Annotated in this window: 20 protein-coding genes; 4 read left to right on the forward strand and 16 right to left on the reverse strand. The window is 59.4% G+C overall.

Features of this window, described 5'->3' with window-relative positions; translation table 11 throughout:
- Nucleotides 1-18: 18 nt before the first annotated feature.
- The 3 genes from AC3IT9_RS28975 to AC3IT9_RS28985 all read right to left on the reverse strand — a co-directional run bounded on the left by AC3IT9_RS28975 (nt 19) and on the right by AC3IT9_RS28985 (nt 3,760).
- Entirely contained in the window at nt 19-2,049 is a 2,031-nt protein-coding gene (locus tag AC3IT9_RS28975) for a pyridoxamine 5'-phosphate oxidase family protein (protein WP_489271566.1), read from the reverse strand.
- A 63-nt stretch (nt 2,050-2,112) separates the two neighbouring features.
- Nucleotides 2,113-2,739 carry a glutathione S-transferase family protein gene (locus AC3IT9_RS28980; RefSeq protein WP_489271567.1) on the reverse strand — a complete coding sequence of 209 codons (627 nt, stop codon included), beginning with the start codon at nt 2,737-2,739 and terminating at the stop codon, nt 2,113-2,115.
- Between the two features lie 118 nt (nt 2,740-2,857).
- Nucleotides 2,858-3,760, reverse strand: coding sequence for a LysR family transcriptional regulator (locus AC3IT9_RS28985; RefSeq protein ID WP_489271568.1), 903 nt, complete (start codon nt 3,758-3,760; stop codon nt 2,858-2,860).
- A gap of 583 nt (nt 3,761-4,343) precedes the next feature.
- Here AC3IT9_RS28985 and AC3IT9_RS28990 point away from each other — a divergent pair.
- From AC3IT9_RS28990 to AC3IT9_RS29005, 4 genes are read left to right on the forward strand one after another with little or no spacing between them, the layout of a single operon-like run.
- A complete protein-coding gene (locus AC3IT9_RS28990) occupies nt 4,344-5,501 on the forward strand; it encodes an AI-2E family transporter (protein WP_489271569.1) in 1,158 nt (385 codons plus the stop codon).
- A 14-nt stretch (nt 5,502-5,515) separates the two neighbouring features.
- Nucleotides 5,516-7,027, forward strand: coding sequence for an efflux transporter outer membrane subunit (locus tag AC3IT9_RS28995; RefSeq protein ID WP_150724819.1), 1,512 nt, complete (start codon nt 5,516-5,518; stop codon nt 7,025-7,027).
- Complete coding sequence (locus AC3IT9_RS29000; RefSeq protein WP_423502989.1) at nt 7,020-8,138, forward strand: HlyD family secretion protein; 1,119 nt, start codon at nt 7,020-7,022, stop codon at nt 8,136-8,138. The genes AC3IT9_RS28995 and AC3IT9_RS29000 overlap by 8 nt, the downstream gene beginning before the upstream one ends.
- Complete coding sequence (locus AC3IT9_RS29005; RefSeq protein WP_489271571.1) at nt 8,128-9,153, forward strand: DUF2955 domain-containing protein; 1,026 nt, start codon at nt 8,128-8,130, stop codon at nt 9,151-9,153. The genes AC3IT9_RS29000 and AC3IT9_RS29005 overlap by 11 nt, the downstream gene beginning before the upstream one ends.
- Before the next feature lie 46 nt (nt 9,154-9,199).
- Here AC3IT9_RS29005 and glmS read toward each other — a convergent pair whose 3' ends face one another.
- The 13 genes from glmS to AC3IT9_RS29070 form a co-directional block, all read right to left on the reverse strand.
- The gene (glmS, locus tag AC3IT9_RS29010) at nt 9,200-11,032 is read right to left on the reverse strand and encodes a glutamine--fructose-6-phosphate transaminase (isomerizing) (protein ID WP_489271572.1); all 1,833 of its coding nucleotides are present in this window, start codon (nt 11,030-11,032) and stop codon (nt 9,200-9,202) included.
- A 1-nt stretch (nt 11,033) separates the two neighbouring features.
- On the reverse strand, nt 11,034-11,810 hold the full coding sequence (locus AC3IT9_RS29015; RefSeq protein WP_150728262.1) for a DeoR family transcriptional regulator: 777 nt from the start codon (nt 11,808-11,810) through the stop codon (nt 11,034-11,036).
- Nucleotides 11,811-12,004: 194 nt separating this feature from the next.
- Nucleotides 12,005-13,372 carry a bifunctional UDP-N-acetylglucosamine diphosphorylase/glucosamine-1-phosphate N-acetyltransferase GlmU gene (gene glmU / locus AC3IT9_RS29020; protein ID WP_489271574.1) on the reverse strand — a complete coding sequence of 456 codons (1,368 nt, stop codon included), beginning with the start codon at nt 13,370-13,372 and terminating at the stop codon, nt 12,005-12,007.
- Nucleotides 13,373-13,485: 113 nt separating this feature from the next.
- Entirely contained in the window at nt 13,486-13,911 is a 426-nt protein-coding gene (locus AC3IT9_RS29025; protein ID WP_007969909.1) for a F0F1 ATP synthase subunit epsilon, read from the reverse strand.
- A 45-nt stretch (nt 13,912-13,956) separates the two neighbouring features.
- Complete coding sequence (gene atpD, locus AC3IT9_RS29030; protein ID WP_008045671.1) at nt 13,957-15,336, reverse strand: F0F1 ATP synthase subunit beta; 1,380 nt, start codon at nt 15,334-15,336, stop codon at nt 13,957-13,959.
- Nucleotides 15,337-15,363: 27 nt separating this feature from the next.
- Nucleotides 15,364-16,224 carry a F0F1 ATP synthase subunit gamma gene (gene atpG, locus AC3IT9_RS29035; protein WP_008045673.1) on the reverse strand — a complete coding sequence of 287 codons (861 nt, stop codon included), beginning with the start codon at nt 16,222-16,224 and terminating at the stop codon, nt 15,364-15,366.
- A 50-nt stretch (nt 16,225-16,274) separates the two neighbouring features.
- Nucleotides 16,275-17,819, reverse strand: coding sequence for a F0F1 ATP synthase subunit alpha (gene atpA / locus AC3IT9_RS29040; RefSeq protein ID WP_030132553.1), 1,545 nt, complete (start codon nt 17,817-17,819; stop codon nt 16,275-16,277).
- A 21-nt stretch (nt 17,820-17,840) separates the two neighbouring features.
- A complete protein-coding gene (locus tag AC3IT9_RS29045; protein WP_008045680.1) occupies nt 17,841-18,377 on the reverse strand; it encodes a F0F1 ATP synthase subunit delta in 537 nt (178 codons plus the stop codon).
- Nucleotides 18,378-18,389: 12 nt separating this feature from the next.
- Nucleotides 18,390-18,860 carry a F0F1 ATP synthase subunit B gene (locus AC3IT9_RS29050; protein WP_008045681.1) on the reverse strand — a complete coding sequence of 157 codons (471 nt, stop codon included), beginning with the start codon at nt 18,858-18,860 and terminating at the stop codon, nt 18,390-18,392.
- Nucleotides 18,861-18,918: 58 nt separating this feature from the next.
- A complete protein-coding gene (gene atpE, locus AC3IT9_RS29055) occupies nt 18,919-19,176 on the reverse strand; it encodes a F0F1 ATP synthase subunit C (RefSeq protein WP_003097235.1) in 258 nt (85 codons plus the stop codon).
- Nucleotides 19,177-19,310: 134 nt separating this feature from the next.
- The gene (gene atpB / locus AC3IT9_RS29060; protein WP_150728260.1) at nt 19,311-20,180 is read right to left on the reverse strand and encodes a F0F1 ATP synthase subunit A; all 870 of its coding nucleotides are present in this window, start codon (nt 20,178-20,180) and stop codon (nt 19,311-19,313) included.
- A gap of 16 nt (nt 20,181-20,196) precedes the next feature.
- Nucleotides 20,197-20,604, reverse strand: coding sequence for a F0F1 ATP synthase subunit I (locus AC3IT9_RS29065; RefSeq protein ID WP_150728259.1), 408 nt, complete (start codon nt 20,602-20,604; stop codon nt 20,197-20,199).
- 148 nt (nt 20,605-20,752) lie between these two features.
- A complete protein-coding gene (locus AC3IT9_RS29070) occupies nt 20,753-21,625 on the reverse strand; it encodes a ParB/RepB/Spo0J family partition protein (RefSeq protein WP_150753779.1) in 873 nt (290 codons plus the stop codon).
- Between the last annotated feature and the right edge of the window lie 9 nt (nt 21,626-21,634).

Consider the following 21,634-nt stretch of genomic DNA (forward strand, 5'->3'; position numbering starts at 1 on the left):
ATTCGCCTGCAATGATCGTCAGATATCGAGCACCAACGGCTGCGCCCCCTGCGCCGGAATCGCACAGCAAATCAGCACTTGTCCGTCATCCGGCACCTCCGCTGGAGGCAGTGGGTAATGCACCTGACCGCTGATCAGGCGCGTACTGCAGGTGCCGCAGGAACCACCACGACAACTGAATTCCGGACGCAGGCCACGGCTTTCCGCCAACTCCAGCAAGCTGCCGCCATCCGGTTGCCAGCGCGCCTCCTTGGCCGAACGCTGGAACACCACGGGCACGGACGTGGTGGCGGCTGGCGGTTGCTCGATGACCACCGCATCGGGGTCCGATCGCCGGCGCAAGGTGGACGGGCCGAAGGTTTCAGCGTGAATCCGCGAATCGCGAATGTCCAGTTCGCGCAAGCCGTCGTACAGCGACTGGGTAAAACTTCCGGGGCCACAGACGACAAAATCCGGCTGATCGTAGTCCTCGACTGTCAGCAGATCCTTGAGCAGCGCGACGTCGATCCGTCCACTGAGGTCGAAGTCCTCTCCTTGTATCGCCTCGGCTTCCGGTTGACTGAGCAAGCGCACCACCCGCACCGCGTCACCGGCATCCTCGAGCAAGCGATCCAGCTCCCGGCGAAACGGCTGGTCGGCCAGCGTGCGCGAACTCTGGATGAACCATGTCGGCCGGATACGGCGGGTGCGCAAACCCTGGTAAACCACCTCCCGCAGCATCGACAACAGCGGCGTGATGCCGACCCCGGCCGCCAGCAACACCAGTGGCCGACGCTCATGGGGCGCCACGGTGAAATGCCCTTGCGGCGCCCGCGCCTCCAACAGGTCGCCAACACGAATCTGCTCATGCAAATGCGTAGACACCCGCCCGTCACGCTTCACGCTGATGCGGAAAAAATCATCGGACGGCGCGCTCGATAGGCTGTACGTGCGAATGTGCACATCGCCGCCAATGTTGAAGCGCAGGGGCAAATGCTGCCCGGCCTGAAACAGTGGCAACCCGGCGCCATCGGCGGGCTCCAGGTAAATCGAGCGAATGTTGTGGCTTTGCGCTTCAATCCGCACCACCCGCAACGGCCGCCATTGATCGCCCAGGGCCTTGGCCTGCAAACGCGCCTTGGCCTGCTCCCAAGTGCCGGTGAGCAAACTGGTGGGTGAAACTCCGTCGAAGCGCCAGCGCAATGCCAGGGCGGCCGGGCGACGGACCACCTGCTCGACATCGATCGTCCACAGGCGCTCGGCTCCCTGGAACGCCTCGACCTGAGGACCGTCCAGGATGATTTCGGTGCGCCCGCTGAGCTGCAGCAAATCACCGGTATTGAAGTCGATGAACAACAACCCGGCCCGGGGATTGAGCAGCAGGTTGCCCAAGGTGTTGAAATGCAGATTGCCGGCGAAGTCCGGAATGGTCAGGCGATTGCCTTCCACCTGTACGAAACCGGCCTGACCGCCGCGGTGCGACACATCCACCGAGCGCTCACCGTCGACATCCACATAACTGGCAACGAAGAACGTGTCCGCCTCGGCGATCATAGTTTTGGCCGCGTCATCCAGTTCGTTGAAATGCTGGGCGGCACGCGTCGAGGGATCGGCCAGCGGCACCGAGCGAAACTGGCGCAACTGAATGTACTGCGGGCAATTGCCGAAGGACTGATCCACCGTCACCGCGAAACCGTCTGTGGTCATGGCGCGAACATGCCCATTGATGCGGTTGCGGCGGCGGGTGTGCAACTCGATGCCCAACAGGCCGATGGCCGAGCCGTCGCTCAACTGCGCGGGATCATCAAAGGCCGGCAGGCTGCGAAATTGCAGCAAGCCAGGTTCTGGTGAGTGGGCGAAACCGGGATGACCTTCCAGGATGCTGGCCCAGGGACGACCGTCGGCATCCACCGCTGCGTACAGCATGAACGGCAATTGCTGATAGAAGGTGCGGTGCTGGTCCGGCATCTCGCTGCGAATCACCTTACGACCGAACGCCTCCATTCGTTCGGCAACGCCCACATGTGCCTGCAGCTGTTTCTCGCCAGCATGCCAAGGTGAACGGTCCATACGGTTGCTCCCTTGCGCCACTGGCGCAGAACGGGGCGGCCCGGCAACACCGGGCCACCGGCATCAGGCGGTTTTTTGCAGGCCGGCGACGGTGCGCGGCATACCGACAAAACCCGGCAAGGCTTCGATGCGGGCCAGCCAGGCGCGAATGTTGGCGTACTCGTCGAGCGACACATTGCCCTCGGGCGCATGGGCGATGTAGCTGTAGGCGGCAACGTCGGCAATCGTCGGTTCAGTGCCGGCCAGATAAGGCGTGTTGGTCAGTTCGTGATCGATCACTTTGAGCACGGTATGGGCGTAGGCAATCACTTCCGCAGCGTTGTAAGGCGCGCCAAACACGGTGATCAATCTTGCCCGGGCGGGGCCGAAGGCAATCGGACCGGCAGCCGCCGACAACCAGCGCTGGACCTTGGCGGCCCCTACCGGATCAGCCGGCAGCCAGCGGCCGTTGCCGTACTTTTGCGCCAGGTAAACCAGAATCGCGTTGGAGTCGGCCAACACCACGCCCTGGTCATCAATCACCGGTACCTGGCCGAATGCATTGAGCGCCAGGAACGCAGGTTGCTTGTGCTCGCCCTTGGCGAGATCAACCAAGATCAATTCGGTCGGCAGCTTCAGCAGGGACAGCATCAACTCGACACGATGAGCGTGGCCGGAACGTGGGAAGTTGTAGAGTTTGATCGCTTGCATGGTCGACACCTCGGGGTGAGTGCTGCTGTTCAGGAGAGATGGGTCGTATCTTCTACTCACATCCAAACCAACAGAATCACCAGCCAACGCAATCCATTATTTCAGTGCTTGAAATAATTCAACGCGTGAGTGCCGGATGCTCGCGCAGGGTCTTCACCGCGAAATCGACAAAACTGCGCACCCGGGCCGGCGCTTTGCGCCCGCCCTGATAGACCACATGGATGGGCAACGGCGGCAGTTCGAAGTCGGCCAGAATGATTTCCAGCTCACCGGCAGCCACCTTGCTCGCCACTTGATAAGACAGTACCCGCGTGAACCCCAACCCCAGACAGGCTGCCGTGATGGCCGCCTGATTCGCCGTCACCACCAGTCGCGGTTCAGCCCGGACACTCAAGGTTTCGCCGTCTTCAATGAATGGCCAACTCCTGAGTTGGCCGATAGCCGAGGTCGCGATAATCGGCGCCTGGGCCAGTTCCCGGGGATGCCTGGGCCGACCATGGCCGGCCAGAAACTGTGGCGAGGCGCAGATCACCCGACGCACCTCGCCGACCCGAATCGCATGCTGGTTGCTGTCAGGGAGTTCGCCGATGCGAATCGCCACATCGACGCCCTCCTCGACCACGCTCACCACCCGGTCCACCAGCAGCGCGTTGATGCAGACCTCGGGGAATTGCGTCAGATAATTCACCATCAACGGCGTGACAAACAGCTCTCCAAACAAGACCGGAGCGGTGATGGTCAGTTGCCCACGGGGATGGATATGGCTGCCCGCTGCCGAGTCCTCGGCTTCCTGCACCTCGGCGAGAATTCTCCGACAGTCTTCCAGATATCGCTGGCCGGCCTCGCTCAAATACACGCTGCGCGTGGTACGCGTGAGCAGTTGTGTGCCTATTCGCTTCTCCAGCGCCGCTACCGCTCGGGTGACACTGGCCGCCGACAGGCCCAAACCCCGCGCCGCCGCCGAAAAACCCTGCTCCTTGGCGACAGCAGCGAAGACCTGCATTTCCTGGAAGCGGTCCATGGGCAAGTCCTCATTTCAGATAGATAAATCGCAACCGAAGGCCAGAGTGTTAAGCGCAAATGTTCAACAACATAGTTGGGCGTCCGACCATCAGGTAAATCAACGGGCTACTGCACTCTAGCGCCTGCACCGTAAAAACCAAGCGTGTCACAAACCTCAAAAACCGGACCGGGGATTATTGATAATTATTGAGGATTATTTTCTTGCGACGGGTGCGACTGTTGGCAATTATCCGGATCGGTCCGCTGCAACGGCTAATGCCTGACACGAAACAAGAGCCACTGGCTCGGCGCAGCTCGTTTCCAGGCAAGGGCGCGTCAGCGGACTCCATCAACTGCAGCAGAATTCCAGCCTGCATAAACAGGCGGAATATACGACTGCTCCTATACTACAAACCACCCTGTTACCTATTGAGTATTTGGTAGGTACCTCGTTGAAATTTTCCCTACTTGAAGTAAGGCGTTATTGGGTTTTTAACGCTTGGACGGCTGTCCGTGGATCTTGCTTCAAGGATTCACTTAGTAGGGAAGAGTTGAACTTGAACCGGCTGGCTAACCTGTGTGACACAGCAAGGAGTTCGACAATGTTGCGCACTAACATTTCCGCTAGAGCACTGTCCGGTGGTTTGCTCGACGTACTGATTCGCGCCGGGTTGATTACGGTGCTGGTACTGTTCTGCTTCCAGATCTTCCACCCCTTCCTCAACCTGATGCTCTGGGCAATGATTCTGGCCATCACCCTGTATCCACTGCATGGGCTCATCAAGCGCAAGCTGGTCAACAAGGACGGTCGTGCCGCCACCCTGATCGTGGTGGTCGCCCTGGCTTTGCTGATGGTACCGATCTACCTGCTGGGCACCTCGATCAGTGAATCGGTTCAGGGCACCTTGGCGGTCCTCAAGTCCGACACACTGCAGATACCGCTCCCCAGCGAAAAAATCGCTTCCCTGCCGCTCATTGGCGAGCCGCTCTATGGCTACTGGATGCAGGCCGCCACCGACATGAGCAGCGTGCTCATGAAGTTGATGCCTTATATCAAGTCCGTCGGCCTGACCTTGTTGGGCAAAATGGCTGACGTTGGCGTAGGTTTTCTGTTGTTCATCGGCGCCCTGATCATTGCCGGCGTGTTCATGGCCTACGGCGAAAATGGCGAAAGAAGCGCCCTGGCCATCACCTCGCGCCTTTCCGGACCAGAGCGTGGCCCTCGCATTACTGTGCTCTGCACTGCGACCATCCGCGCGGTCGCCCAGGGCGTAGTGGGTATCGCGTTCATTCAGATGTTGCTGGTTGGCGTGGGCTTCGTGCTCATGGGTGTCCCCGGTGCCGGGCTGCTGGCCATGGTGGCGCTGTTGATGGGAATCATGCAATTGCCGGTACTGCTGGTGACCATCCCGGTGATCGCCTATGTCTTCGCCACCGAAGGGACCAGCCTGGCCACCGTCGTGTTTGGCATCTACAGCCTGATTGCCGGGATGGCCGATAACGTCCTCAAGCCATTGATGTTGGGCCGCGGCGTCGATGTACCCATGCCGGTAATTCTGATTGGCGCCTTGGGCGGCATGGTAAGCGGCGGCTTCATCGGTTTGTTCATCGGGCCGGTTGCGCTGGCGGTGGGCTACCAATTGTTCTGGCAATGGGTCCAGGACCAACCGTCTGCCGAGGTCATGAACGAGACACCCGAGATCGAGGCGTTGAACGAGACACCGAAGATAGAGGCAACGAACGATCAGCATCCTGTCTGAGGAGTTTGCGCTTGATGCCACGCCCTGCTCGCATCAGCCGGCTTCTGCTCTGTGGCACCGTCGTCCTGGGGGGCTGCGTGCAACTGGGCCCGGATTTCCAGTCGCCGGCCCAGCCCTGGGTCGACCACTGGAACAGCCCGGCCCTGGAGATCGCCGGCCAACAACACGCGCAACCTGACAGCCGCCAATGGTGGCGCGTGTTCAACGACCCGGTGCTGGACCATTTGATGGCCGAAGCCGATGCCCACAACCCCGACCTGCACGTCGCTGGCCTGCGGGTCATGGAGTCCCGGGCACAATTGGGTATCGCCCTGAGTGGACGCTACCCGCAATTGCAACAAGCCAGCGCCGACAGCCTGTACCTGAACCGTCGACAGTCGGGCGGCACCAACCCCCAGGACACGCATTTCTGGCAACACAGCGTCGGCTTCGATATCGGCTGGGAGCTGGATTTCTGGGGGCGTTTCAGCCGCGCCATCGAGTCGGCCGACGCCTCCTGGTTTGCCGCCCAGGCCAACTATGAAAATGCCTTGGTGCTGTTGCACGCGCAACTGGCGCAAAACTACTACGCCTTGCGCACTGCCGAGGCGCGCCTGGCCATCGCCCGCAGCAACGCCAAATTACAAAAACGCAGCTACGAGATCACCGAGCGCCTGTTCAACAGCGGGGCCGAAGCCGAACTCGATCTGCAACAAGCCAAGACCCAGTACCTGGGCACCCTCAGTACCATCCCGGATTTCGAAAGCCAGGTGGCGAGCTTGCGCAACGCGTTGTCCACTCTGATCGGCCAGCCACCCGGCTCGATCCCTGACCTCAATCGCAACACCGGCTTAGTGCCGCTGCTCGATACCGCGGTGTTGCAGGATGTGCCGGCCAACCTGCTGGTGCGGCGCCCCGATGTTCGTGCTGCCGAGCTGCAAGTGGCCGCGCAATCGGCGTTGATCGGTGTGGCCGAGACCGACCTGTACCCCTCCATCAGCCTGCTGGGCAGCATCGTCTGGTCCGCCAGCTCGCTCAACGGTGCACCCAACACCCTCGACATGGTGGCCGGCCCCAGCCTGCGCTGGGACATCTTCGACCACGGCCGGATCACCAACAACGTCCGCGTGCAGGACGCGCGCTTGCAGCAATTGATCGTTATCTACCAGGACAGCGTGCGCCAGGCGGCCCGTGAGGCCGACGATGCCGCGACCGGCTTGATCAAGGCGCTGGAGCGCGACCAAATCCTCAGTGATGCATCGGTGGCCGCCGAACGATCGGTGACCCTGGCCAACGCCCAATACCGCGAAGGCTATTCGGATTTCCAGCGCGTGCTGGATGCCCAGCGCGCCCTGTTTGCCCAGCAGGATATCTACCTGGTCAACCGTGGCACCGCGGTCAACAGCCTGATCGCCCTGTACAAGGCCCTGGGCGGCGGCTGGTACAGCGACCAGCCGTTGATAGACCCGGCCACCCGCAAACAAATGCAAGAACGGACCGATTGGGGCGATCTGCTCGACGAACCGAAGGAAAGTGCCCATGACTGACAGCCAACAACCGGTCGACGAGAAAGCCCCGGCACCTGCCGCCGACCCTGCGAAAAAAGCCATCAATTGGGTGGTGCTGCTGATCATCCTGAGTCTGGTCTGGTACCTGATGGCCGACCGTTACACGCCCTACACGCAACAGGCACGGGTGCAGGCCTTCATTGTGCCGGTGGCCGCCGAGGTATCCGGCCGGGTGACCAAGGTGCTTGTACGCAACAACCAGGACGTCAAGGCCGGCGAATTGCTGTTTGAAGTCAATCCGGAGCAGTACCAGATTGCCGTCGATCGCGCCCGCGCCGACCTTGAATCGACCCGTCGCCAGGTGGGCGCCAACACCGCCGGCGTCGACTCCAAGCAAGCGTCCCTGCGTGCATCCCAGGCCAACGAGCTCAAGGCACGCCAGGACATCCAGCGGCTTGAACGCCTGTACAGCGAAGACCCGGGCACCATCTCGCTGCGGCGCCTGGAGATATCCCGCGCCACCCTGTCAGAATCCATCAGCCAGGTCGCCGCGGCCAAGGCCGAAGTGCAACGTGCACGGGAACAACAGGGCGGTAACGAAGACGAAAACGCCCAGTTGCTCAGCGCCGCCAGCAACCTTGAAAAAGCCGAGCTGGACTTGAGCAATACCAAGGTCCACGCGCGCTCGGCCGGCCTGATCACCGATTTGCGCACCGATGTCGGCCAGTTCGCCGCCGCCGGTGCTCCGGTGATGACCCTGATCGCCATCCACGATGTGTGGATCAGCGCCGACATGACCGAAAACAATCTGGGCAGTGTCCAGCCCGGGACGCCGGTGTCCATCATCCTCGACGCCCACCCGGGCAGAATTTTCAAAGGCCATGTGCGCAGCGTCGGCTATGGCGTCGATATCGGCCAGACCACCCAGCCGGGCAGCCTGCCGACAGTGGAGAACAGCCGCGATTGGTTGCGCCCTGCCCAGCGCTTTCCGGTCATCATCGAGTTCGAGCCCGGTGAGTTGACCGGCCCGCAAGGGATCCGGTCCGGCGGACAGGCCGAAGTCATGGCGTTCCCGAGTGAAAGTAACCCGCTGAATATCCTGGGGCGCCTGTTCCTGCGCCTGATGAGCTGGATGTCCTATGCGTATTGAGCGTCCGGCCCGGGTTCAGCGCGCCCTGCGCCTGAGCTTCGGCACGGCGCTGTGCCTGGCGGCGAGCTTTGGTCTGGCCCTGCCCATCCCGTTCCTCTCGCCGATGCTGGCGCTGATGATGCTGGCGGCGATGAACCGACCGTTGCCGTTCAAGGCCAGCCTGGGCCTGATCCTGATCCTTATGCTGACCACCGGGACCGGCCTGCTGCTCATTCCCCTGCTGCGTTACTACCCGTTCAGCGGCGTGTTGCTGGTCGGACTGTGCCTGTTCCTGGCCTTCGGTTATGGCCTGCGCGGCGGCAACCCACTGGTGGCGACCTTCCTGGTGGTGGGCCTGACCTTGATCAGCTCTGCCGGAACCGCTGAATTCGCCCTGGCACTTGAGGTGATCGTGGCCCTGGTCAAGGGCCTGTTCCTGGCCGTCACCGCGCTGACCATCAGCCATTGGCTGTTTCCCGACCCCGCCAGTGCCCCCGCAGCCAAACCCGGCCCGAGCCTTACTCCAACCGAAAGCGGCTGGCTGGCGCTACGGGCCACGCTGGTGGTGCTGCCGACGTTCCTGCTGGCCATGATCGACCCGGCCAGCTACCTGCCAATCATCATGAAAGCCGTCAGCCTCGGCCAGCAAAGCTGCGCGACCAGCGCCCGCACCGCCGGCCAGGAATTGCTCGGCTCGACCTTGCTCGGTGGCCTGATGGCGATTCTTTTCTGGTGTGCGCTGAGCCTGTTCGTCAACCTGTGGATGTTCTTTCTGTGGATGTTGCTGTTCGGTTTGCTGGCGGCCAGAAAGCTCTATGGCCTGGCCCGGACCGGACAACCACCGAGTTTCTGGCTCAACAGCCTGGCGACCCTGATCATTCTGCTCGGCCAATCGGTGCAGGACAGTGCCGCGGGCAAGGATGTCTACACCGCCTTCGCCATCCGCATGGGCCTGTTCATCCTGGTGACCTTGTACGCCTGCGTCATGGTCCATCTGCTCGACACACGGCGACAACGTCGAATTACTACCGCCTAGAAACAGAAAAACCCCCTGAGAAGGGGGTTTTTCGTCTGTGGATAACTTATTCCACAGTGACCGACTTCGCCAGGTTGCGCGGCTGGTCAACGTCAGTACCCTTGAGTACGGCGACGTAGTACGACAGCAGTTGCAGCGGGATGGTGTAGAGAATCGGCGACAGGATGTCGTGGATGTGCGGCATGTGCACCACGTGGGTGCCTTCACCGTTGGTCATGCCGGCCTTCTCGTCTGCGAAGACGATCAACTGGCCACCACGAGCGCGGACTTCCTGAAGGTTGGACTTCAGCTTCTCCAGCAGTTCGTTGTTCGGCGCCACGGTCACCACTGGCATATCGTTATCCACAAGCGCCAACGGGCCGTGTTTCAGCTCGCCGGCCGGATAGGCTTCGGCGTGGATGTAGGAGATTTCCTTGAGCTTGAGTGCCCCTTCCATCGCCACCGGGAACTGCGCGCCACGGCCGAGGAACAGCGTGTGGTGTTTTTCGGCGAACAGCTCGGAGATTTTTTCCACGGTGCTGTCCATGGCCAGCGCTTCACCCAGACGGGTTGGCAAACGACGCAGTTCTTCGACCAGCGTTGCTTCGACACCTTCGGCCAAGGTGCCACGAACCTGGCCCAGGGAAAGCGTCAGCAACAACAGGCCAACCAGTTGCGTGGTGAAGGCTTTGGTCGATGCCACACCGATTTCGCGACCGGCCTGGGTCAACAGGGTCAGATCGGATTCACGCACCAGCGAGCTGATGCCGACGTTGCAGATCGCCAGGCTGGCGAGGTAGCCCAGCTCCTTGGCGTTGCGCAGTGCGGCCAGGGTGTCGGCGGTTTCGCCGGACTGGGAAATGGTCACGAACAGGGTGTCCGGCTGCACCACTACCTTGCGGTAGCGGAATTCGCTGGCGACTTCGACCTGGCAAGGAATGCCGGCCAGCTCTTCGAGCCAGTAACGCGCGACCATGCCGGCGTGGTAACTGGTGCCGCACGCGACGATCTGTACGTTGCGTACTTTGGCAAACAGCTCGGCAGCCTGTGGGCCGAATGCCTGTACCAGTACCTGGTTCTGGCTCAGACGACCTTCCAGGGTGCGCTGCACCACGGATGGTTGCTCGTGGATTTCCTTGAGCATGAAGTGGCGGAACTCGCCCTTTTCGGCGGCTTCGGCACCGTCGCGATACTGCACGGCTTCGCGCTCGACAGCCTGGCCGTCAACGTCCCAGATCTGCACGCTGTCGCGGCGGATTTCGGCGATATCGCCTTCTTCCAGGTACATGAAGCGGTCGGTGACCTGACGCAGGGCCAATTGGTCGGACGCCAGGAAGTTTTCCCCCAGGCCCAGGCCGATCACCAGCGGGCTGCCGCTGCGAGCTGCGACCAGACGATCCGGTTGCTTCGAGCTGATAACTGCCAGGCCGTAAGCACCGTGCAACTCTTTGACGGTCGCCTTGAGGGCCACGGTCAGGTCGCTCAGATCCTTGAGTTTGTGGTTCAGCAGGTGAGCGATGACTTCGGTGTCGGTGTCCGAGGTGAACACATAACCCAGGGCCTTGAGTTGTTCACGCAGGGCTTCGTGGTTTTCGATGATGCCGTTGTGCACCACCGCCAGGTCACCGGAGAAATGCGGGTGAGCATTGCGCTCGCACGGTGCACCGTGGGTGGCCCAGCGGGTGTGGGCGATGCCCAGGCGACCGACCAGCGACTCGCTGCTCAATGCCTGCTCCAGCTCACTGACCTTGCCCGGACGACGCATGCGCTCGAGTTTTTCATCGTTGGTGTAGACCGCCACGCCAGCGCTGTCATACCCACGGTATTCGAGGCGTTTCAGGCCTTCGACGAGGATGGCGGTGATATTACGTTCTGCAACTGCGCCGACAATTCCACACATGCTATTTCTCCTGACTGACAGCCGCGCAAATCAAATTGATGCCGCGGGCCTGAATCTGATCGCGAGCCTCAAGCGGCAGGCGTTCATCCGTAATAAGGGTATGGACACTGCTCCATGGCAGCTCCAGGTTGGGAATCTTGCGGCCGATCTTGTCAGCCTCCACCATCACGACTACTTCGCGGGCGACTTCGGCCATGACCCGGCTCAGCCCGAGCAGTTCGTTGAAGGTGGTTGTACCGCGAACCAGATCGATGCCATCGGCGCCGATAAACAGTTGGTCGAAGTCGTAGGAGCGGAGTACCTGCTCGGCAACCTGCCCCTGAAAGGACTCGGAATGCGGGTCCCAGGTACCACCGGTCATCAACAGCACCGGTTCGTGCTCAAGTTCGCTCAAAGCGTTGGCGACATGCAGCGAGTTGGTCATCACCACCAGGCCGGGTTGCTGTCCGAGTTCCGGAATCATGGAGGCGGTGGTACTGCCACTGTCGATAATGATGCGCGCATGCTCGCGAATCCGCGCGACGGCGGCACGGGCGATGGCTTGTTTGTATTTGGAAACCGGCTGGCCAAGGTCCGCGACCAGTTCCTGAGGCATGGTGATCGCCCCGCCGTAACGACGCAGCAACAGACCATTGCTTTCAAGTGCCGCCAGATCCTTGCGAATCGTAACTTCCGACGTTTCGAAGCGCTTGGCCAACTCATCCACACTGACTTCGCCCTGCTCATTGAGCAAGGCGAGGATGTTGTGACGACGCTGAGGTGTGTTGCGCTTCGACATGAGCGGATAAGTTTCGTTTCGAAAGATGGCGGAAGCAATCAAAACCTATCAGCGAAACTTCGTCAAGCGCCATGCGATAAAAAGAGCTGTGGATAAAAGCAACGCGGGCAAGTCGGAGCGGCGATCCGACTTGCCCGCGCATACAATAGATCAGCCTGTGAATAACTTCAGACGATCATCCACATGTGGATAACTCAGCTCTTGTTGATCTTCTCCGGCCGCTTCCAGCCGTCGATGTTCTTCTGACGAGCACGCCCGATGGCCAACTGGGATTTATCCACAGCCGAGGTAATGGTCGAGCCGGCCGCCGTGGTCGCACCATCCAGGATATCCACAGGTGCTACCAACGAGTTGTTGGAACCAATGAACACATCTTCGCCCAACACGGTTTTCCACTTGTTGGCGCCATCATAGTTGCAGGTGATGGTACCGGCACCGATGTTGGTACGCGCGCCCACTTCGGCATCGCCCAGATAAGCCAGGTGACCGGCCTTGGCGCCTTCGCCCATGTGCGCGTTTTTCAACTCGACGAAGTTACCCACATGCGCCCGGGCTTCCAGCACGGTACCTGGACGCAGACGCGCGAACGGGCCGGCATCGCTGCCTTCACCCAGAATGGCACCTTCGATATGGCTGTTGGCCTTGATGACCACGCCTTTGCGCAGGGTGCTGTCCTTGATCACACAGTTCGGGCCGATCACCACGTCATCCTCAATGACGACCTTGCCTTCGAGGATCACGTTGATGTCGATCAGCACGTCACGGCCTACCGTCACGTCTCCCCGTACATCGAATCGTGCCGGGTCGCGCAGCGTCACACCTTGAGCCATCAAACGACGACCGGCGCGCAATTGATAATGCCGTTCCAGTTCGGAAAGCTGCTTGCGGTCATTGGCGCCCTGCACTTCCATGGCGTCGTGCGGATGCTCGGTGGCCACCACCAGACCATCGCTCACGGCCATGGCAATGATGTCGGTCAGGTAGTACTCGCCCTGGGCGTTGTTATTGGAAAGTCGGCTCATCCAGTCGCCGAGGCGGGCAAAAGGCAGCGCCAGAATGCCGGTATTGCCTTCGGTGATCTTGCGTTCGGCTTCGTTGGCATCTTTCTGTTCGACGATGGCCGTCACTTTACCTGCGTCATCACGAACGATGCGGCCGTAACCGGTCGGGTCATCCAATTCGACGGTCAGCAAGCCCAACTGCTGCGGCCCCACCTTCTTGAGCAGGCGCTGCAGGGTGTCGACCTCGATCAACGGCACATCGCCGTAGAGCACCAGCACGGTGTCGGCCTGAATGAACGGCACGGCTTGAGCAACGGCGTGACCGGTACCCAACTGTTTATCCTGCAGGACGAAATTCAGATCATCCGCCGCCAGGCGTTCGCGCACGGCGTCGGCACCATGACCGATCACGACGTGGATGCGCTGTGGATCAAGTTGCCGAGCGCTGTGGATAACATGACCGAGCATGGAGTTGCCGGCAATCGGGTGCAAAACTTTCGGCAAAGCGGAACGCATGCGCGTGCCTTGGCCTGCAGCGAGAATAACGATTTCAAGAGACATGACTGGCTACCAATCCTGGGTGGTCAGCGGCTGCGACCGGGTTGTAAAAATCGGAAAAGAAAAAAGGGTAGCCGAGGCTACCCTTTTTAATCAATCACACAACAAGCGCAGCCTTAGTGGCCGAACTTCTTGCGGATCTGCTGGACGGTGCGCAGCTGAGCTGCAGCCTCGGCCAGACGTGCGGCAGCAGAACCGTAATCGAATTCTGCGCCTCGTTCATGCAAGGCCTTCTCGGCAGCCTTGACGGCTTCCTGAGCGGAGGCTTCATCCAGGTCGGCAGCACGTTGCACGGTGTCGGCAAGAACCTTGACCATGTTCGGCTGAACCTCGAGGAAACCACCGGAGATGTAATACACCTCCTCTTCCCCGCCCTGCTTGACCAGGCGGATCGGACCTGGCTTCAGATTAGTGATCAGCGGCGCGTGACCCAGGGCGATACCAAGATCACCCAGTGCACCGTGCGCAATCACCATCTCGACCAGACCGGAAAAGATTTCTCCTTCCGCGCTGACGATATCGCAATGGACTGTCATAGCCATCTGATTGCCTCAACCTAAATTAGCGCCCGTTGCCGGGCGCCGGGATTACAGTTTCTTGGCTTTTTCGATCGCTTCTTCGATGCCGCCAACCATGTAGAACGCTTGTTCTGGCAGGTGGTCGTAGTCACCGTTGAGGATGCCTTTGAAGCCAGCAATGGTGTCTTTCAGGGAAACGTATTTACCCGATGCACCGGTGAAGACTTCAGCCACGAAGAACGGCTGCGACAAGAAGCGCTGGATCTTACGAGCACGGTTTACCAACTGCTTGTCGGCTTCCGACAGCTCGTCCATACCCAGGATCGCAATGATGTCCTTCAGTTCTTTGTAACGCTGCAGAACGTACTGAACGCCGCGAGCGGTGTCGTAGTGGTCCTGGCCGATCACATTCGGGTCCAGCTGGCGCGAAGTCGAATCCAGTGGGTCTACCGCTGGGTAGATACCCAGGGAAGCGATGTCACGGGACAGAACGACGGTAGCGTCCAAGTGGGCGAAGGTGGTCGCTGGCGACGGGTCGGTCAAGTCATCCGCAGGTACGTATACCGCTTGGATCGAAGTGATCGAACCTTCCTTGGTCGAAGTGATACGTTCTTGCAGAACGCCCATCTCTTCAGCCAGGGTCGGCTGGTAGCCTACTGCGGAAGGCATACGGCCCAGCAGTGCGGATACTTCAGTACCGGCCAAGGTGTAACGGTAGATGTTGTCGACGAACAACAGAACGTCGTTACCTTCGTCACGGAACTTCTCGGCCATGGTCAGGCCGGTCAGTGCTACGCGCAGACGGTTACCCGGCGGCTCGTTCATCTGACCGTAAACCAGTGCCACTTTGTCCAGAACGTTGGAATCCTTCATCTCGTGGTAGAAGTCGTTACCCTCACGAGTACGCTCACCCACACCGGCGAACACGGAATAACCGCTGTGCTCGATGGCGATGTTACGGATCAGTTCCATCATGTTTACGGTCTTGCCTACACCGGCACCACCGAACAGACCGACTTTACCGCCTTTGGCGAACGGGCAAACCAGGTCGATAACCTTGATGCCGGTTTCCAGCAGGTCGTTGCCGCCTGCCTGTTCAGCGAACGAAGGCGCTGGACGGTGGATGCCCCAACGCTCTTCAGTAGCGATTGGACCTGCTTCGTCGATCGGGTTGCCCAGAACGTCCATGATCCGGCCCAGAGTCGCTTTACCGACCGGTACGGAGATGGCTGCGCCGGAGTCGACAACGTCCAGACCGCGCTTCAAGCCTTCGGTGGAACCCATCGCAATGGTACGAACCACGCCGTCGCCCAGCTGCTGCTGAACTTCCAGAGTGGTCCCGGCCGCGCTTTGAACTGTCAGCGCGTTGTAGATGCTCGGTACGCTGTCGCGTGGAAATTCCACGTCGATAACGGCGCCGATGATTTGAACGATACGTCCGCTACTCATAGCTGGATCCTCTGAATATTTGAACCGTTAAACCGCGGCAGCGCCGCCGACGATTTCCGAGATCTCTTGGGTGATCGCAGCCTGACGCGCCTTGTTGTAGACCAGCTGCAAATCGCTGATCAAATCACCGGCGTTGTCGGTAGCGTTCTTCATCGCGATCATCCGCGCAGCTTGTTCAGCCGCGTTGTTCTCGACCACCGCCTGGTAGACCTGCGACTCCACGTAACGGACCATCAAGCCGTCCAGCAGCTCCTTGGCATCCGGTTCGTAGAGATAGTCCCAGTGGTGCTTGAGGTCTTGATCCGGGGTTGCCACCAGTGGAATCAACTGCTCCACGGTAGGCTGTTGCGTCATGGTGTTGATGAACTTGTTGGACACCACGGACAGGCGGTCAATACGGCCGTCCAGGTAGGCATCCAGCATCACCTTGACGCTGCCGATCAGATCATTGATCGACGGCTCTTCACCCAGGTGGCTGATAGCTGCAACGACGTTACCGCCGAAGTTGCGGAAAAAGGCCGCACCCTTGCTACCAACGACACACAGATCGATCTCGACGCCGTTTTCGCGGTTTACCGCCATGTCCTTGACCAGGGCCTTGAACAGGTTGGTGTTCAAGCCGCCGCACAGACCACGGTCACTGCTCACTACGACATAACCAACACGCTTGATTTCGCGGTCGATCATGAACGGGTGGCGGTATTCCGGGTTGGCGTTGGCCAGATGCCCAATTACCTGGCGGATACGCTCCGCATAAGGACGGCTAGCAGCCATGCGCATTTGTGCCTTGCGCATTTTGCTGACCGCCACTTTTTCCATGGCGCTGGTAATCTTTTGCGTGCTTTTGATGCTCGCAATCTTACTGCGAATCTCTTTTGCGCCTGCCATGTAACACCTATCAGGTTAGCAAGCGGGAGCCTTGCGGCTCCCGCTGCGGCTTACCAGGTTTGGGTGGCCTTGAACTTCTCGATACCGGCTTTCATGCCAGCGTCGATTTCGTCATTGAAGTCACCTTTCACGTTGATCTTCGCCATCAAATCGGCGTGATCGCGGTTGAAGAAAGCAATCAGCGCTTGCTCGAAGCTGCCGATCTTGGCGATTTCAACGTCAGTCAGGAACCCACGCTCAGCGGCATACAGCGACAGCGCCATGTCAGCGATCGACATTGGTGCGTATTGCTTCTGCTTCATCAGCTCGGTAACGCGCTGACCATGCTCAAGTTGCTTACGGGTCGCTTCGTCCAGGTCAGAAGCGAACTGGGCGAATGCCGCCAGTTCACGGTACTGAGCCAGAGCGGTACGGATACCACCGGACAGCTTCTTGATGATCTTGGTCTGAGCGGCACCACCCACACGGGATACCGAAACACCGGCGTTCACTGCAGGGCGGATGCCCGAGTTGAACATGGCCGATTCCAGGAAGATCTGACCGTCGGTGATGGAAATCACGTTGGTCGGAACGAACGCGGAAACGTCGCCAGCCTGGGTTTCGATGATCGGCAGTGCGGTCAGGGAACCGGTTTTGCCGGTCACTGCGCCGTTGGTGAACTTCTCTACGTATTCTTCCGAAACGCGGGATGCGCGCTCCAGCAGACGGGAGTGGAGATAGAACACGTCGCCTGGGTAAGCTTCACGGCCTGGTGGACGGCGCAGCAGCAGGGAAATCTGGCGGTAAGCCACTGCTTGCTTGGACAGATCGTCATAAACGATCAGCGCGTCTTCACCGCGGTCGCGGAAGAATTCACCCATGGTGCAACCGGAGTACGGTGCCAGGAATTGCAGCGCAGGAGATTCCGAAGCACTGGCAGCCACGATGATCGTGTTGGCCAGGGCGCCGTTTTCTTCCAGCTTGCGAACCACGTTGGCGATGGTCGATTGTTTCTGACCGATTGCTACGTAGACGCAGAAAATGCCGCTGTTCTTCTGGTTGATGATCGCGTCGATCGCCAGAGCGGTTTTACCGATCTGACGGTCACCGATGATCAGCTCACGCTGGCCACGGCCGACAGGGATCATGGCATCGACAGCCTTGTAGCCAGTCTGTACAGGCTGGTCTACCGACTTACGCCAGATCACGCCTGGAGCAACTTTCTCGACCGCGTCGGTCTCGGTGTTGCCCAGTGGACCTTTGCCGTCAACAGGGTTACCCAGTGCGTCGACTACGCGACCCAGCAGTTCCTTACCAACCGGAACTTCCAGGATGCGGCCGGTGCACTTGGCGCTCATGCCTTCAGCCAGAGACTGGTATGCGCCCAATACAACGGCACCTACGGAGTCTTGCTCCAGGTTGAGGGCCATACCGAAGACGCCGCCCGGAAACTCGATCATCTCGCCGTACATTACGTCGGCCAGACCGTGAATCCGCACGATACCGTCAGATACGCTGACGACAGTGCCTTCGTTACGGGCTTGGGAGGTCACATCGAGCTTGTCGATGCGGCCCTTGATAATTTCACTTATTTCGGAAGGATTGAGTTGCTGCATTGCTCTGCTGCCCCTTCAAACTCAAGATTTCAATGCTTCGGCAAGTTTCGCGATTTTGCCGCGAATCGAGCCATCGATAACCAGGTCGCCGGCGCGGATGACGACACCACCAATAAGGGCAGCGTCCTCCGCAACTTGCAGGCGCACTTCCCGGTTGAGTCGTGCACTGAGAACCTTGGCGAGTTTGTCTTGCTGTTCTTGGTTCAATGCGAAAGCACTGGTGACTTCAACGTCTACCGACTTCTCTTGCTCGGCCTTGTACAGGTCGAATAGAGCGGCAATCTCCGGCAACAGCGGGAGACGGTCGTTTTCGGCAACGACGTGGATGAAGTTCTGTGCCTTGGCATCAAACTTGTCGCCGCACACGTCAATGAACGTGGCGGCCTTTTCTGCGCTCGTCAGTCGCGGGGCCTTGAGCACGCGCTGCATGGTGTCGTCTTCCGACACCGCTGCAGCCAGGCCGAGCATGGCTGACCAATTGGCCAGTTGCTGGTGGGCCTGAGCGTGCTCGAAGGCCGCCTTAGCGTAAGGTCGGGCCAACGTGGTCAGTTCTGCCATGATCGCCCTCGCTTAGATTTCAGCAGCCAGTTGGTTAACCAGCTCTGCGTGCGCGTTTTGATCGATTGTGGCACCCAGGATCTTCTCGGCGCCGCCGACTGCCAGCAAGCCCACTTGGGCACGCAGCGCGTCTTTGACACTGTTCAGTTCCTGTTCGATCTCGGCCTGAGCCTGAACCTTCACACGGTCAGCGTCGACACGGGCTTTTTCAACAGCCTCTTCGACAATCTGGTTACCGCGTTTCTTGGCTTGCTCGATGATTTCAGCTGCCTGAGCTTTCGCTTCGCGCAGTTGGTGACCCGCTTTCTCTTGGGCCAACTCCAGGTCGCGAGCTGCACGGCTGGCAGCGTCCAGACCATCAGCGATCTTCTTTTGACGTTCGTGCAATGCCGCAATGACCGGAGGCCATACGAACTTCATGCAGAACAGTACAAAAATCAGGAACGCAACGGACTGGCCAATCAGGGTCGCATTAATGTTCACGCCAACACCTCGCAGTTACGTTGTCCATCACACCAAATTACCCGGAAGATCCGAGTAATTAGCCAGCGATTTGACCAACGAACGGGTTCGCAAAGGTGAAGAACAGAGCGATACCAACACCGATCATGGTTACGGCGTCGAGCAGACCGGCAACGATGAACATTTTAACTTGCAGCATTGGAACCATTTCTGGCTGACGCGCTGCGCCTTCCAGGAACTTGCCGCCCAGCAGGCCGAAACCAATTGCGGTACCCAGTGCGCCCAGGCCGATCAACAGTGCAACAGCGATAGCGGTTAGACCAACTACAGTTTCCATCTTTCCTCCCGACTTTTACGTCGTATGGTTTAGGTTTTTTTAATTTAAAGCGGTAAAACAAATCGTTTCAGAGGCCCAGTGAAGAGCCCCTTCCCGTTTTACCGGGAAGGACATCAGACTAGTCGAGACTGGTCTTAATGGTTTTCTTCGTGCGCCATCGACAGGTAGACGATGGTCAGCATCATGAAGATGAACGCCTGCAGGGTGATGATCAGGATGTGGAACACAGCCCACGCCCACTGCAGAACAACGCCCAGGCCACTAAGCCAGAGCAGACCGCTGCCGAACATCACAGCAATCAGAATGAAGACCAGCTCGCCAGCGTACATGTTGCCGAACAGACGCAGAGCCAGGGAGATCGGCTTGGCGATCAGGGTCACGAATTCCAGCAGGAAGTTCACCGGGATCAGCAGGGCCTGAACGAAGATGTTCTTGCTGCCGAACGGGTGCAGGGTCAGTTCGCCGATGAAGCCGCCGATGCCCTTGACCTTGATGCTATAGAAAATGATCAGTGCGAAGACCGAGATGGCCATGCCCAGAGTCGCGTTCGGGTCAGTGGTCGACACGGCGCGGAACGGGATGTGCGCGTCGCCGGAGATCCACATGGCTACTTGAGGAATCCAGTCGACCGGTACCAGGTCGACGGCGTTCATCAGGAACACCCAGACGAAGATGGTCAGTGCCAGCGGTGCAATCACCGGGCTACGGCCATGGAAGCTGTCTTTCACGCTGCCATCGACGAATTCGACCAATACTTCAACGAAGTTCTGCAAAGCACCAGGCTGACCCGATGTCGCTTTCTTTGCCGCCATGCGGAAAAGAAGAACGAAGATCAGACCCAATGCGACCGACCAGCCGAGAGTATCGACGTGGAAAGCCCAGAAGCCCATTTCCTTGGCTTCTGCTGCGGTGTGGGCAAAGCCCCAGCCGCCGTTTGGGAGCTGACCGAAGGTCAGGTTCTGCAAGTGGTGCTGGATATAGCCCGAAGCGGTTGTTTCTGCCATGGTTGCCTCAAACGCCCTAAGGTCTCGAAAGTCTTGTTCTCATCAGCAGGGGAGCGAACCAGCTGACTGACTGAGTCAGCACGAAGACACCGAATACTGCAATCGGCGCCAGTGGCTTCACACCTGCAAACACCAGTGCAAACAGCACTGCCGTCAAAATCAGTTTGCCTGCCTCGCCGGCATAAAAAGACCGGACGATGGACTGGGCTGCTCGGGCGCCGGAAAACCGAAATGCCCTGTGAGCGAAATAAACATTGGGCAGCAAGGCTATCAGGCCTCCGCAGAGTCCCGAGTACCCGGCAACGACTCCATATCGGTACCAGAGCGCCAAAGCGGCGATCAGCAACACGACAAATTGAGCCATTAACACCGGAAAAACTGCCAGGCGATGGAAGGGCAAGCGGTTTGGCGTGCGGGTTTCCATCACTTTTACTCTCCAATGGTCGGCTGCCGAAATTCACTAACTTGGCATAATTTGTGCCGACAAAATGCGCGCAGAGTATAGGGGCGGTTCTGCCCCTATTCAACTGTCAGGTAGTGATTTCCGACTGCGCGCTACATGAGGAAATGTTTCAGCGGATATGTGCAAGTACGCCTTGAAGCTCATCCAGTGAGTTGTAGCCAATCACCAATTGCCCTTTACCCTTCTTACCGTGGCGGATCTGCACCGCAGAGCCTAGGCGCTCGGCCAGGCGCTGTTCGAGACGGGCGATATCCGGGTCCGGTTTTGCCGCTTCAACAGGCTCCGGTTTACCACTCAACCACTGGCGAACCAGTGCCTCGGTCTGGCGCACGGTCAGCCCGCGTGCGACAACATGTCGCGCCCCTTCTACCTGTTGAATTTCCGGTAAACCGAGCAAAGCACGGGCATGACCCATTTCCAGGTCGCCGTGGGACAACATGGTCTTGATGACTTCCGGCAAGGAAATCAGGCGCAACAGGTTAGCCACGGTCACCCGGGACTTGCCCACAGCTTCCGCCACCTGTTGCTGGGTCAGCTGAAACTCCTGCTGCAAACGCTGCAAGGCCACCGCTTCTTCAATCGGGTTCAGGTCTTCGCGCTGGATGTTCTCGATCAGCGCGATGGCGATCGCGGTTTCATCGGGTACATCGCGAACCATCGCCGGGATGGTTTCCTGGCCGGCTTGCTGGCTGGCGCGCCAGCGACGTTCGCCGGCAATGATTTCAAAGCGGCCGCTGCCAATCGGGCGAACCACGATGGGCTGCATGACGCCCTGGGCCTTGATCGACTGCGCCAGCTCTTCGAGGGCCTGCGGATCCATGTCACGACGCGGCTGGTACTTGCCACGCTGGAGCAGATCCAGGGGCAGGTGTTGCAGCTCACGCTGATCGGCTTGCGTCGCTTGTTCTTCAAGCAAGCTGACAGTCGGACCACTCAACAGAGCATCCAGTCCACGTCCGAGACCTCGTTTCTTGACGGCCATGGGGATTCC

Source organism: Pseudomonas sp. KH_046_1 (assembly GCF_057839025.1).